The 11563-nt window shown below is 68.3% G+C and carries 14 protein-coding genes; 6 read left to right on the plus strand and 8 right to left on the minus strand.

Features of this window, described 5'->3' with window-relative positions:
* Both JOD67_RS38015 and JOD67_RS38020 read right to left on the minus strand, forming a co-directional pair.
* A complete protein-coding gene (locus JOD67_RS38015) occupies nucleotides 1-462 on the minus strand; it encodes an ABA4-like family protein (RefSeq protein ID WP_205122500.1) in 462 nt (153 codons plus the stop codon).
* Nucleotides 459-1418, minus strand: coding sequence for a hypothetical protein (locus tag JOD67_RS38020; protein ID WP_205122501.1), 960 nt, complete (start codon nucleotides 1416-1418; stop codon nucleotides 459-461). Before JOD67_RS38020 ends, JOD67_RS38015 begins: the two co-directional genes overlap by 4 nt.
* A gap of 81 nt (nucleotides 1419-1499) precedes the next feature.
* On the opposite strand from JOD67_RS38020, the gene JOD67_RS38025 reads away from it, so the two are divergent.
* Together JOD67_RS38025 and JOD67_RS38030 are read left to right on the plus strand one after the other, a co-directional pair.
* Nucleotides 1500-2132: a MerR family transcriptional regulator gene (locus JOD67_RS38025; protein WP_205122502.1), complete on the plus strand. Its 633-nt coding sequence runs from the start codon at nucleotides 1500-1502 to the stop codon at nucleotides 2130-2132.
* An 89-nt stretch (nucleotides 2133-2221) separates the two neighbouring features.
* Nucleotides 2222-2494 carry a helix-turn-helix domain-containing protein gene (locus JOD67_RS38030; protein WP_205122503.1) on the plus strand — a complete coding sequence of 91 codons (273 nt, stop codon included), beginning with the start codon at nucleotides 2222-2224 and terminating at the stop codon, nucleotides 2492-2494.
* A 5-nt stretch (nucleotides 2495-2499) separates the two neighbouring features.
* On the opposite strand, the gene JOD67_RS38035 is transcribed toward JOD67_RS38030, so the two are convergent.
* A complete protein-coding gene (locus JOD67_RS38035; protein WP_205122504.1) occupies nucleotides 2500-3348 on the minus strand; it encodes a hypothetical protein in 849 nt (282 codons plus the stop codon).
* Nucleotides 3349-3407: 59 nt separating this feature from the next.
* On the minus strand, nucleotides 3408-3881 hold the full coding sequence (locus JOD67_RS38040) for a peptidase inhibitor family I36 protein (protein WP_205122505.1): 474 nt from the start codon (nucleotides 3879-3881) through the stop codon (nucleotides 3408-3410).
* Between the two features lie 291 nt (nucleotides 3882-4172).
* Here JOD67_RS38040 and JOD67_RS38045 point away from each other — a divergent pair, with 291 nt between their 5' ends.
* From JOD67_RS38045 to JOD67_RS38055, 3 genes are all read left to right on the plus strand, one after another.
* On the plus strand, nucleotides 4173-6197 hold the full coding sequence (locus tag JOD67_RS38045; protein WP_239554242.1) for a M6 family metalloprotease domain-containing protein: 2025 nt from the start codon (nucleotides 4173-4175) through the stop codon (nucleotides 6195-6197).
* A gap of 89 nt (nucleotides 6198-6286) precedes the next feature.
* Nucleotides 6287-6679 carry a hypothetical protein gene (locus JOD67_RS38050; RefSeq protein ID WP_205122507.1) on the plus strand — a complete coding sequence of 131 codons (393 nt, stop codon included), beginning with the start codon at nucleotides 6287-6289 and terminating at the stop codon, nucleotides 6677-6679.
* A gap of 5 nt (nucleotides 6680-6684) precedes the next feature.
* Nucleotides 6685-7176 (plus strand): TlpA family protein disulfide reductase, encoded by a 492-nt coding sequence (locus JOD67_RS38055; protein ID WP_205122508.1) that lies wholly within the window; start codon nucleotides 6685-6687, stop codon nucleotides 7174-7176.
* Here the strand turns inward: JOD67_RS38055 and JOD67_RS38060 are convergent.
* The 4 genes from JOD67_RS38060 to JOD67_RS38075 all read right to left on the minus strand — a co-directional run bounded on the left by JOD67_RS38060 (nucleotide 7166) and on the right by JOD67_RS38075 (nucleotide 11085).
* Nucleotides 7166-8752, minus strand: coding sequence for an alpha/beta hydrolase family protein (locus JOD67_RS38060; RefSeq protein WP_205122509.1), 1587 nt, complete (start codon nucleotides 8750-8752; stop codon nucleotides 7166-7168). The genes JOD67_RS38055 and JOD67_RS38060 overlap by 11 nt on opposite strands.
* A gap of 84 nt (nucleotides 8753-8836) precedes the next feature.
* Nucleotides 8837-10054 (minus strand): sigma-70 family RNA polymerase sigma factor, encoded by a 1218-nt coding sequence (locus tag JOD67_RS38065; protein WP_307782702.1) that lies wholly within the window; start codon nucleotides 10052-10054, stop codon nucleotides 8837-8839.
* A complete protein-coding gene (locus tag JOD67_RS38070; protein ID WP_205122510.1) occupies nucleotides 10054-10395 on the minus strand; it encodes a YciI family protein in 342 nt (113 codons plus the stop codon). Before JOD67_RS38070 ends, JOD67_RS38065 begins: the two co-directional genes overlap by 1 nt.
* A 27-nt stretch (nucleotides 10396-10422) precedes the next feature.
* On the minus strand, nucleotides 10423-11085 hold the full coding sequence (locus tag JOD67_RS38075; RefSeq protein WP_239554243.1) for a DUF899 domain-containing protein: 663 nt from the start codon (nucleotides 11083-11085) through the stop codon (nucleotides 10423-10425).
* Between the two features lie 124 nt (nucleotides 11086-11209).
* Here JOD67_RS38075 and JOD67_RS38080 point away from each other — a divergent pair, with 124 nt between their 5' ends.
* Nucleotides 11210-11392 (plus strand): hypothetical protein, encoded by a 183-nt coding sequence (locus tag JOD67_RS38080; RefSeq protein WP_205122512.1) that lies wholly within the window; start codon nucleotides 11210-11212, stop codon nucleotides 11390-11392.
* Nucleotides 11393-11563 lie beyond the last annotated feature (171 nt).

The raw sequence follows: 11563 nt of genomic DNA on the forward strand, positions 1-11563 counted from the left end.
TCAGTGGACGGAAACCGCTTGCTGGTCCACAGCCGGCGTACGGCGACCGATTCCGGGCACCAGCCGGAGCAGCAGATACACCCCCAGCCCGAGCGGTGACAGCAAGATCGTCAACACCAGCACCGGCGCCATCACTAGCGGATGGATGCCGCGCGTACGGCTGTCGAAGAACATCCACCGCCCGATGAACAGGTCGAACGCGATCAGGTGCGCCCAGACCGCCGACGTACCGACCGCTGTCGAGACCGCGGCACGGACGCCGTCCAGGTCGGGCGACACCATCTCGGCCGCCCACGACCCGAACTCCGGCAGCAGCTGCACGAGCCAGACGACCAGCGGCGGCACGACGATGTACGGCGAGCCGATGATCCGCCGCGTCCAGGACCAGAACGGCACGAAGATCATCAGCGCCCAGAACGGCACCGCGAGATAGAACGTGAGGTCGAACAACCTCTCGGTCATGCCACCTTCTCCTTCTCCTGCCGATGTGACTGCCGGGCTCCCACGGTCAGGATCGCCAACGTGCTGGCCGCCACGGCCGCGACCAGGATGCCCACCGCGCCGAGCGTCAGACCGTCCGGATGGATCACCGACTGCCCGCGCAGCGCCTGCCAGGCCGAGATGACGACCAGGCCGAGGTACGCGAGCCCGGCGACGACCACCAGCCCCGTCCGGACCGCCTGGCTGGCGAGGACGCGGAACCGCGGCATGAGCAGGATGAGCGCGAACGCGAGCAGCGGGATCGCCTGCAGCGCGTGGATCCCGAGGAAGTGCGCGACCCGCAGGTCGCCACCGACCGTGCTCCAGCCGACGATCGGCAGGCCCGGTCCGCCGTCCGGCACGCCGACGCTGTGCGCGCCGACGATGTCGGAGGAGCCGCCGTTGTCGAACGCGGCCTCCTGCTCGGGCGTCGGCTGGGGCATGAAGAACGCGACCGCCATGCCGACGAGCGCGACCAGCGTGCCGAGCCGCAGCGACCAGGCGAGGGAGCGGTCGTCGAGCCGCTGGAACAGCAGGAGAACGCCGATCGCGAGGTTCGCCACCCAGAGCGTGACGATCATGCCGGCCATCGCGGTGAAGATCGTCGCGTCGAAGGGCGTCGCGTAGTTGAAGTGGCTGGTCGTGCCGCGGATCACCTGCAGCACGATCAGCACGAGCTCGCCGCCGAGCATGACGCTGACGATCGTTCCGAGCCACCAGGCGGTCCGGCGGAAGCGGAGCAGGGTCAGCATCCAGGCGATCGTGAACGAGTAGATCGCGATCGAGACGGAGAACTTGAACGGCTTCATCCAGATCGGCGCGCCGGTGAGAACGCGGTCGTCGAACGCGAGCCCGCCGAGGCAGACGACGCCGACGAGGACGGACGCCGCCGTCAGGACGAGCAGCGGCCGATGCCAACCGGCCAGTCGTTCCCTCATGGAACCCTCCCAGGTCAAGCCCCGTGTTCATCAGAATGGATAGTAGCACTATCCGCTATCCATTCGTCTAGACTGGATCCCATGCGTATTGCCGAGCTGAGCCGCAGGACCGCGGTGCCGGTGCCGACGATCAAGTACTACGTACGGGAAGGCCTGGTGCCGCGCGGCGAGCTCACCAGCCGCAACCAGGCGACGTACGACGAACGGCACGAACGGCGGATCCGCCTCGTCCGCGCGCTGATCGACATCGGCGGCCTGTCGATCGCGACGACGCGCGACCTGCTGGGGCAGCTCGACAATCCCGAGGCCTCGGTCGACAGCCTCCTCGGCCGGACGATGCTCAACCTGAACCCTTCGCGGGAACGGGTGGACGACGAGACCCGGGCGGACGCGGCGGCCCGGGTCCAGAAGCTCGTGCACAGCCGCGGCTGGCGGATCGACGCGCACGACCCGACGTTCGACGTGTTGATCGACCTGGTGGCGGCGATGCGCGCGCTCGGCGAGGACGACCTGCTGGAGATCCTGGACACGTACGCCGAGGCGGCGGAGAAGGTCGCGGCGATCGACCTGGCTGTCGTGTCGCGGCGCAAGGACCTCGAGTCGATCATCGACGGCGCCGTCGTGGGCACCGTCCTGGGCGGCTCGATGCTGTTGGCGCTGCGCCGGCTGGCCCATATCGATGCCTCTGGCCGGGTGTTCCGGCCCGAGTCCTAGACTGGGTCGCGTCGGCTTGTTAGCGAGTTGTTAGAGCCCCCCGGAAAGCTGTCCCACATTAAGGACAGGACCAGATGGGGAGGCCGAACGTGGCACTATCGCACCCGACCGAGTACGACGTTCCCCGGCTGACCAATCGCGAGCTCAGCATCCTGGAACTCGCGGCCTACGGACACTCCAACGACGAGATCGCCCACGAGTTGTACCTGAGCCGGCAGACCGTGGCGCACCGGCTGAGCGACGCGTTCCGCAAGCTCCAGGCCCGTACCCGCGCCGACGCGATCGCCCGGGCGTACGTCTTCGGGCTGCTCGAGCCCTTCACCTGGCCGCCGCGACTGACCGGCCGGACCCACATCGACTGACCGGCTCAGCCGGCCAGGACGCGCTTCGCGTTCGCCACCTTGGTAGCGGTGGACTTGGTGAGGCGATCGAGTTGAACGGCGTTCTGCTCGATCGCCTTGCGCTGGTACTCGACCATCACCGCGTGCCAGGTGTCGACCAGGCCGGTGGAGTGCTTGCACCGAACGTCCGCCACCGCGGTCTTCTTCTCCAACGTGGTCGGCTTGCCCGGCACCCACTTCGGACTGTCGTTGGGCTCCCAGGGATTGGCGTACGCGAAGCCCTTCGCCTTCATGCACACCGACCACTCGCCGAACTTCGCCTTGACCCGTTGGTCGGCCTCGGCCTGGTGGTAGGTGTGCATCGTGAGCTCGTCGAGCGCATCCGGACCGAGGCCGTCGGCGCCCGCCGCGAGCTGCCGGCCTGCCTCGCCCGCGCAGCCGTCCTTGGGCACCCGACCCTTCGCGGGTCGGGGCTCTCCGCTGCTGAAGTCGATCCCGGTGAGGGTGGTGTACTCGGCCTCGGGCAGCTTCGGCTCGGGCTTCTCCGAGCCAGCCGGGATCACCGGGCCGGTGTAGCCGTCGCGGGCGGCTTCGGCCTCGTCCACCAGTCCGAAGGTCCGTTCCCTGGTGGCCCGAATGTCCCCGGCGACCGGCTCGGGCGGCTGGTAGCGATACCCGAACCGGAGCATGCACCGTGCGGTCAGCGCGCCCTGCGCCCGTTGCATCACCAGCTCCTGGTCCTTCAACGGATAGAAGGCATCGAGTGGAAAGTCGTACCCGGATTCCTTCAAGGGAACGGACTGCCGCTCACTTCCACAACCGCTCAGACCAATCAACAGAATCCCGGCGGAGATGGCGCCGATCAGAGCTCGCATTGGAAACTCCCGAAGGGAAAGCGGGGTTGGCCGAGATTGCTCGGCCAACCCCGGTGAAACTAGTTCCGGCAACGAGTGGAGATGGGATTGCCGGCGTAGACGAAGCAGAACGAGCTGAACTTGTCGTTCGCGACCTGTCCGTCGGTGAGCCGGTCGAGGGTCAGGTTCTGGGCTTGGTCAGTCGTGCCGCTGTTCGACGCGGCACGGTTGAAGTAGGCGCCGCCCATGCTCGCGTGTTCGAAGAACCGCACCTTCTTTCCCGCGTCGTAGTTCTTGACCGAGCTCACGGTGTCGTTCAAGGTGCAGCTCGCAGTACAGGTGCCCGGATAGTAGGTCACCGTGTTGAAGTTCCTGGTGCTGTTTCCGGTGTCGTATCTCCCGCCTCGGAAGTCGACGGCCTGCCAGAGGCAGACCTCGCCGGACTCACATCGTCCGTTGTTGCTGACGTAGGCGTGCGCGGATCCTGCTACCCCGATGAATCCGACCAGGGACATGGCAAGTGCCCCGAGGACTGCGACGAAGCGTCGCACCATGACGACCACCTTTCTACGCAGGACAAGTGCGGCGAGCATGTCAAGGCGGTGGGGTGCTCCGATAGGAACGTTCGTCTACTGGTGTGGTCCAGAATGTCAGCCGGTTCGTGTTCGAACTTTTCCCTGATGAAAGGGAAGACGAAAGGCATTCCGCCAACGAGAGGGCCTTCGACAGGCGCATTCGTCTCTGCCGCGGAGCTGCTGGCGTTTGGCCAGATCCGGGCGAACGACGAGCCCGGAGGCTCGAGGCGACTCACAATGACGAGGTCGTCGAACTGCTGGGGGGTAGGTATGCGTACGAACAGTCGCTCACTCCTCGTGACAAGGCACCTGCGGACAGCCGTGCCCGCGCTCGTCGCGCTGAGCGTCGCCGGACTCTTGGCCGGCGGAATCGGCCAACCCGCACAGGCGGAACGGGCACCCGCGGCGGCCGCGGAACGCCAGCCGATCGACCCGCAGAACTGGGAGAACCCAGACGACATGACGTGGGAGGACTTCCGCGCTGTCCCCGGGACCGACTGGGCCAACCCGGCGTTGACCCCCACCGTTCGCGACTTCAAGGGCGCGCTCGTCCTGCTCGACTATCCCGACGAGGACTTCGTCGTCACCCGCCCGCCCGAGTCGACGATCTTCGGCAACCCGCAGGCCGTCGCGTCCGGCATCCCGCGCACCCAGGTGGGCAAGTTCTACGAGGACTTCCTGAACAAGCCGAACGACCTCAACCGCGGCCACACGATCAACGAGTACTGGATGGAAGACTCCGGCGGCCGCTTCGGCGTCGACCTGACCGCGTTCGGGCCGTACCGGATGCCGTCGAAGTCCTACCAGTACGGCATCGACAACGGCTTCAACCCGGGCGCCTGCCCCGCCGGCGCACCCTGCGCGCGCAACATCCGCACCGACGGCCGCGCGGCCTGGGCGGCCGACGTCGGCGAGGGCCGCATCGACGACTTCGACTTCATCTTCTACCTCTCCGCCGGGCAGGACGAGTCGTCCACCTGGCAGGAGTTCGGCGAGATGATGTTCCAGAACAAGGAGGACGTCCCGGACGCGTGGGGCCCGCCCGACCCCAACCTGCCGAACTGGTCGAAGACCCGCTACGTCGAATGGACGTCCTGGAAGGCCGCGTCCTCGATCTGGCCCAACGCGGGCGGCGGATCGTCAACCCAGGCTGAGAGTTCGGGGCAGTCGGTGTACGCGCACGAGTTCAGCCACATCCTCGGCATCGGCGACAACTACAACAACCCGTACGGCGTTCCGCTGCGCCGCGCGTACTCCGGCATCTGGGGCATGCTCAGCCGCGGTACGTTCAACGGCCCCGGTGGACCGCACAGCCGGTGGCAGATCCCGCCGCAGAACGGCGCCTCGATGGGCGCGCAGCACATGCTGCGCGACAAGCTCGACCTCGGCATCGTCGACGAGAAGAACGTCCTCCGCCTCAGCCGCCAAGCGCTGCGCAACACCGGTATCGTCGTCGGCCGCGTGACCGCGAGGTCAGCGCAGCCAGGCGCGAACGGCCTTGCTGGCATCAACATCGCGATGGACCGCGACCTCACCCGGCGCTGCATCATCACCCGCGACGTACTGTGCGACGGCTTCAACTACAACAACTACACGCTCGAGGTCGTCGACCGGATGGGCAGCGACTCGTTCACGCCGGACAACGGAGTGCTGCTCGCGAAGACGAAGAACGTCGACTCCGCACCGTTCATCTGGGTCATCGACGCGCACCCCGAGGACATCGACGTCGTCGACTTCTACACTCCGGACGGCACACCGAAGAAGCTCACCCGCGGCGACTACCGGCAGCTGTCGGACGCCTTGTTCCACGCTGGTGCGGACTCCGGCTCGGAGTACGAGTTCGTCGACGCGGACAACCGGCTGCACTTCTACGTCATCGACGTCCACCGGACGACCGAGGGCGTGCTCTCGTACACGGTCGCGGTGAAGTCGACGTCGGGCTCCGGTCCGCAGCCTCGCGGGGTCGCACTCGGCGCGGGTGTCGCGGACGGTACGAGCTGCTCGTTCTCCCTCAGCAACACCGGGCATGCGCGCAACGTCGGCGGGCATCCGGAGGATGTCAACGCGTACTTGCGCTCGGACGTCTACCGGCTCTCGGCGAAGGTGACCGGCGCGGGATGGTCGACCTGGTTGCCGAACGAGCTCGCGACGGCCGAGGTCAGCACGTCCGTCCAGGTGTCCGCGCTCGCCACGCCGGACGCGAGCGCCGCGGCGACCGCGACGGTGCAGCTCACCGCGACGTCGGAGAGCGACAGGTCCAAGCAGGCAACGGCAACGTGCACCGTCGCACGCTGACCTCGGGTTTGAATGAAGGGCACCTTCATTCAAACCTATGGAATGAAGGTGCCCTTCATTCAAACGGCGCAGTGGCTTGGGTGGCAGCGGTGGCGCTAGTGGTGGTTGCGGGATGCGGTGGGTCGCCCGGACCGCCCGCTGCGCCCAGCCACACCGTGCAGCTGCTCGTGCGCGACTCGAACCTGCGCGAGGTCGGCGTGGACTGCTCCGGCAGCGGCCCGTACCTCGCGTTCCACCGGACCGCGAAGTTCCGCGTGGTCGACGACGCCGGCGACACCATGGGCGAGGGTACGTTGCCCGCCGGCACGTCCGTCCCAGCCTTGAAGGAGGATCTCGAGGTCGACCGGGTGCCGACGTTCTGCCAGTTCGAGTTCGGCGTCGCGCTGCCGGACGGCGATGCCTATCAGCTCGCCGTCGACGGGCGACGCGACCCGATTCCCCTGACCAGCAAGGGCAAAGACCTCGTGGCGGTCATCCCGTGAGAGTCGTGGCGTTGATCGCCTGCCTCGTTCTCGCCGGCTGCGCCACGGAGGCGCTCGAGCCGCGGGCAGCGCCCTCGAGCGCGGTCGAGGCGCCGGACTTCGAGCTCGAGCTCCTCGACGGCTCCACGATCGAGGCCTCGAGGCTGTGGCGCGAGCGGCCGGTCGTGCTCACGTTCGTCACCTCCTGGTGCACCACCTGCGAGGCGCGCGAGAACGAGATCGCCAAGCTGGCCAGGGAGTACGGCGACAACCTCACGTTCCTCGGCATCGCCGCGGCCGACGACGCCGGCGCCCTCAAGACGTACGTCGACGACCACGGGGTCGAGTACGAGGTCGGCCTGGACGACAGCCAGGCGATCTGGCGGAAGTACGCGGTCCGCGAGCCGCCCGCGATCGTCCTCGTCGCGAAGGGCGGCAAGCTGGTCAAGGGCTGGCCGGGCGGCCTCGAGCCGGGCGAGCTCGACGCGCAGATCAAGCGATGGCTGCTCACCAGCTGAGCGCGAACAGCCCCCAGTACGCCGCGACCAGGATGATCAACCCGGAGGCGAACAGCACGCCGCCGATGTGCCACCACTGCGAACGGGACGGCCGCCACCCCTCGCGGCGGAACCGTACCAATGTCGCCGTCGTGATCACCCAGGTTGCGACCGTCACGATGCCGACGACCCGGATCGCCCACCACAGCGAGCCGGTGACGAGCCACGAGCCGACCTGGGTGTACTCGCCCTGCCGCGCGAACCCCAGCGCCACGAGCGCGGCGCTCACGAACAGCAGGCCGAAGATCGTTCCGGCACCCCACGCGACCAACTGCCGCAGCCGACGGCGCAACGACAGCCAGCACTCCTCGTCCTCGGGCTCGCGCCGGCGGGTCCGCAGGCGGCTGCGCGCGCTCATCAACGGTCCGGCGAGATAGCCAGCCAGGACGAGACCGAACGCCATCACCAGCGCGTGGCCGCCGGTGAACAGCCACGGGTACGGCAACTGCACGCTGACCGGGATGAAGTCCGGCACCGGAGGGATCTCCGGAACGGGTCGCGTCACGTCCGTCGTCGACGGCCGAGACTGGCCGACCGACCGCGCCACCCCTGGCAGCGCCGTGATCCAGCCGGCCATCGTCTGGACGTACCCCGCCGGCAGCGACCCCTCCTTGTCGATGCGCATCCCGTGGTTGGCGCCCTGGAAGAACCGCACGGTCAGGTGGTGGTTGCCGACCTCGTTGAGGATCTCCTTCAGCCGCGCGGCGCTCTCGACCGGCGGCACGGCGACGTCGGCGGTGCCGAAGATCGCGAGTACGGGCTTCTTCAGCGAACGCAGCGACGGGAGCGGGTCCCAGTCGAGGAAGTTCAGCCTGGCCAGCCCGACCGCAGCGGCGGCGAGGTTGCGTGCGCCCGGAGGCGTCGCGCGGCGGCGGAGGCCCTCGGTGACGGACCAGGCCGCCTGCCGCCGAGGTGTCGTCGTGGGTGACGCGACGAGGATCGTGAACGCGACGTTCTGGCTCATCGACGCGGCAAGCGGGACGATCCAGCCGCCCTCGCTCACGCCCCACATGCCCACCCGGTCGGGGCGCACGTCAGCACGTTTGCGCAGCGTCTCGAGCATGGTCAGCGAGTCGCGGGCGAGCAGGTTGAAGTCGCGCTTGAGGAACCCGTAGTCGACCTGGCGCTTGTCGTACGTGATCGCGACGATCCCGTCCTCGGCCAGCCCGCGGGCCTGGCTGTGGAAGCCGGCCTGCTCCCCCGTCCCGGCACCGGAGACGAAGACCATGCCCGGATAGCGGCCGGCCTTCTTGGGCGAGAAGATCGTCGCGGTCAGGGTGGTGTCCTCGACCGGGATCCTGACCTTCTCCTCCTTGATGCCGGCGGCTCCCGGAGTGGGCTCCGGTGGTCCGGCGAGCGGCGGGTCGATGTGGTTGGGGATCCATCGCGGCGGCGTCCAGTCCGGCGAGAGCCGGCCGCCCAGGATGCCGAGGACGACGACGGTGGTCAGCGTGAGGATGACGACCGACTCGCTCCAGCGGCCACGTTGGGCAGCCGGAGGTCGCTCCGGTCCGCCGATCCGTAGCACAGTCCCCACCCTTTCCCACGTTGCACGCCCAAGGGACTTCTCCAGGTTACCGAGAGGTATGGACCTGCTGACCCTTTTGGAGCGTACGGAGGGTTACCCGGTCTCAAGCAATGAGACGAGGCGGCGGGTCAGGAATCGTCGTTCGGCGTCGGTGCCGACGAACTCGAGGGCCTCTCGGTAGTTCGCCTCCGCCTCCTCGCGGCGGCCGAGACGGGCGAGCAGGTCGGCGCGGATCGCGGGGAGCAGGTGGTAGCCCGGCAGATCGAGGCCATCGAGCAGCGCGAGCCCTTCGGCCGGGCCGTGGGCCATCGCGACCGCGACCGCGCGGTTGAGCCCGATCACTTCGGAGGGGGCTCCGGTATACAACTCGTCGTACAGGAGGGCGATCCGTTTCCAGTCGGTCTCCGCCGCCGTCGTCGCGCGGGCGTGACAGGACGCGATCTCCGCCTGCAGCAGGTAGAAGCCGCGCGGGCCGCGGCGCTTGGCGACCGCGAGGAGCTCCAGACCGGCCGTGATCTCGTCCTGGTCCCAGCTCGATCGGTCCTGGTCCTCCAGCGTCACCAGATCGCCGGTCGTGTCGAGCCGTGCCGTCCGCCGCGAGTCCTGCAGGAGCAGCAGCGCGAGGAGCGCGAGCACCTCGGCGTCGTCCGGCATGAGGCCGGCCAGGACGCGGCCGAGCCGGATCGCCTCGGCGCAGAGGTTGCGCCGTACGAGATCCGCGCCGGAGCTGGCGGCGTACCCCTCGTTGAACAGCAGGTACAGCACCGCCAGTACGCCGGTCAGCCGGTCGGGCAGCAGGTGGGCGGGCGGCACGCGGTACGGGATGCCGGCCGAGCGGATCTTGTGCTTGGCGCGTACCAACCGCTTGGCCATCGTCGGCTCGGGTACGACGAACGCCCGCCCGATCTCGGCGGTGGTGAGGCCCGCGAGCGTACGCAGGGTCAGGGCCACCCTCGCCTCGAGCCGCAGCGCCGGGTGGCAGCAGGTGAACATCAACCGCAGCCGGTCGTCCGGCACGCCGCTCTCGTCATCGTCTACTTCGGGTTCGTCGGGCAACAACGTCGCCACCTCGCTCAGCTTCTTGGCCTCCGTGGCCGCGCGGCGCAACCGGTCCAGCGCCCGGTTGCGCGCCACGGTGGTCAGCCACGCCCCGGGCACGCGCGGAATCCCGTCGCGAGCCCACACCTGGAGCGCCTGCGCGAACGCCTCCGAGGCGCACTCCTCGGCCAGGTCCCAGTCGTTGGTGACCCGGATGAGCGTCGCGACGACCCGGCCCCACTCCGCCCGGAACGCGGCCTCGACCGCCTCCACTACTCCGACCAGTACGGCCTCACCTCGATGGATCCGATGCGGGCGAGCGGGTCGTCGGCGACGGCCTCGAGAGCCTCGTCCAGGTTGGCGACGTCGAGAACGACGAAGCCGGCGAGCTGCTCCTTCGCCTCGGCGAACGGGCCGTCGCTGAGCAGCACCTCGTCTTGCCGTACCCGCACGGTGGTGGCCGCGCTGGACAGGCTGAGGCGCTGCGCCTGCTTGAGCAAGCCGCGCTCGATCATGCGCTTGTCCCACTCTTGGGTGGCTTGGTCGATCTGGGCGGCTTCCTCGGGTGTGTGCTCGAGCGTCTCGTCGATGTAGATCAGGAGCAGGTACTCCATGCCTCGTTCCCTCCTTCGGGGCGAAAGCTACAGGCGGGAGCCGTCCTGGCGCCCCAGGACCGTCAGGTCGAGCAGGTGGTCGATGCCGCCGTGCGGCTCGGTGCCACGGGCGTAGGCGGAGTAGGTGTGGAAGACGTCGTCGCCTTCGCGGAGGAACGAGGAGAAGCCGGGGAGCTCTGTTGGTTCTGTGTGCGGGCTGGGCGCGTAGTTGTACCGCGGTTCGCCTCTGGTGGGGTCGACGGTGACGCCGAAGTCGTCGTTGAAGTCGCTGCCGTACGAGGAGACCCATTTGAACGTCCAGCCCCTCTGCTTCGCCATCTTCGCGATCTTGTCGTAGGGGGCTCTGGAGATCCTGACGTACTCGGTGTTCTTCGCCTTCAGGTTGGCCGTCATCGCTGGCGCGGAGGTCTCGTCCATGCCTGCGGAGCAGCCGGGGCAGGCCTCGTCCCACTTGGGGTCGAACATGGCGTGGTAGACGAGCAGCTGCTCGCTGTCGTCGAACAGGTCTCTGAGCGTCTGCTTGCCGTGGGGGCCTTCGAACGCGTACTCCTTGGTGATCCTCACCATCGGCAGCGCGCGGCGGGCGAGGGTGACCTCGTCGGTGGCCCTGGTGAGCGCCTTCTCTTGGGTGAGCAGGTCTGTGCGGGCCTTGAGCCAGTCCTCGCGGGTGACGACGTCGGGTCGGGTCATGTCTGCCTCCTTGGGGGGTGGTGTCATCCCGACGACGTACGGGTTGGGGCTGGATGGACATCGCGGTCGGAGAAATCTTTTGCGGGGTGTGTCCATCTGGCTGGAGGGCGTTCGTCGTGGGGGCATGAGCGAACATCAGGCCCACCTCCTGGCCCGCATCGAGCACCTGACCGAAACCGACCGCCGCACCGCCGACGACATCGCCGCCCGCCTGGCCGCCCAAACCACCGGCCGCCTCTCCCGCTGGCTGCACCGCCACCGGCTGGGTCGGCTCCCCCACCAGCGCCCGGCGACCGAAGCCGTCTGATCAGCTCCGACGTCTCGGCGTAGGCAGGACGGGCCCTTGTCGGGCCTCGTCCGCCAGACGACCATCGCCCAGCAGCGGATCACGCCTCGGGAGATCGTCACCGTGTCGTCCCGGACGGTCGCGGCCCACCCACGCCTAGGTCCACAGGGTTGGGGATATCCGTTCGGCCTA

Source organism: Tenggerimyces flavus, assembly GCF_016907715.1.
GTDB lineage: Bacteria > Actinomycetota > Actinomycetes > Propionibacteriales > Actinopolymorphaceae > Tenggerimyces > Tenggerimyces flavus.

Excerpts from the sequence above, each read along its gene's own strand:
- JOD67_RS38015 (WP_205122500.1), bottom strand. The coding sequence starts at position 462 with ATGACCGAGAGGTTGTTCGACCTCACGTTCTATCTCGCGGTGCCGTTC.
- JOD67_RS38020 (WP_205122501.1), bottom strand. The coding sequence starts at position 1,418 with ATGAGGGAACGACTGGCCGGTTGGCATCGGCCGCTGCTCGTCCTGACG.
- JOD67_RS38025 (WP_205122502.1), top strand. The coding sequence starts at position 1,500 with ATGCGTATTGCCGAGCTGAGCCGCAGGACCGCGGTGCCGGTGCCGACG.
- JOD67_RS38035 (WP_205122504.1), bottom strand. The coding sequence starts at position 3,348 with ATGCGAGCTCTGATCGGCGCCATCTCCGCCGGGATTCTGTTGATTGGT.
- JOD67_RS38040 (WP_205122505.1), bottom strand. The coding sequence starts at position 3,881 with ATGGTGCGACGCTTCGTCGCAGTCCTCGGGGCACTTGCCATGTCCCTG.
- JOD67_RS38045 (WP_239554242.1), top strand. The coding sequence starts at position 4,173 with ATGCGTACGAACAGTCGCTCACTCCTCGTGACAAGGCACCTGCGGACA.
- JOD67_RS38070 (WP_205122510.1), bottom strand. The coding sequence starts at position 10,395 with ATGGAGTACCTGCTCCTGATCTACATCGACGAGACGCTCGAGCACACA.
- JOD67_RS38075 (WP_239554243.1), bottom strand. The coding sequence starts at position 11,085 with ATGACCCGACCCGACGTCGTCACCCGCGAGGACTGGCTCAAGGCCCGC.
- JOD67_RS38080 (WP_205122512.1), top strand. The coding sequence starts at position 11,210 with ATGAGCGAACATCAGGCCCACCTCCTGGCCCGCATCGAGCACCTGACC.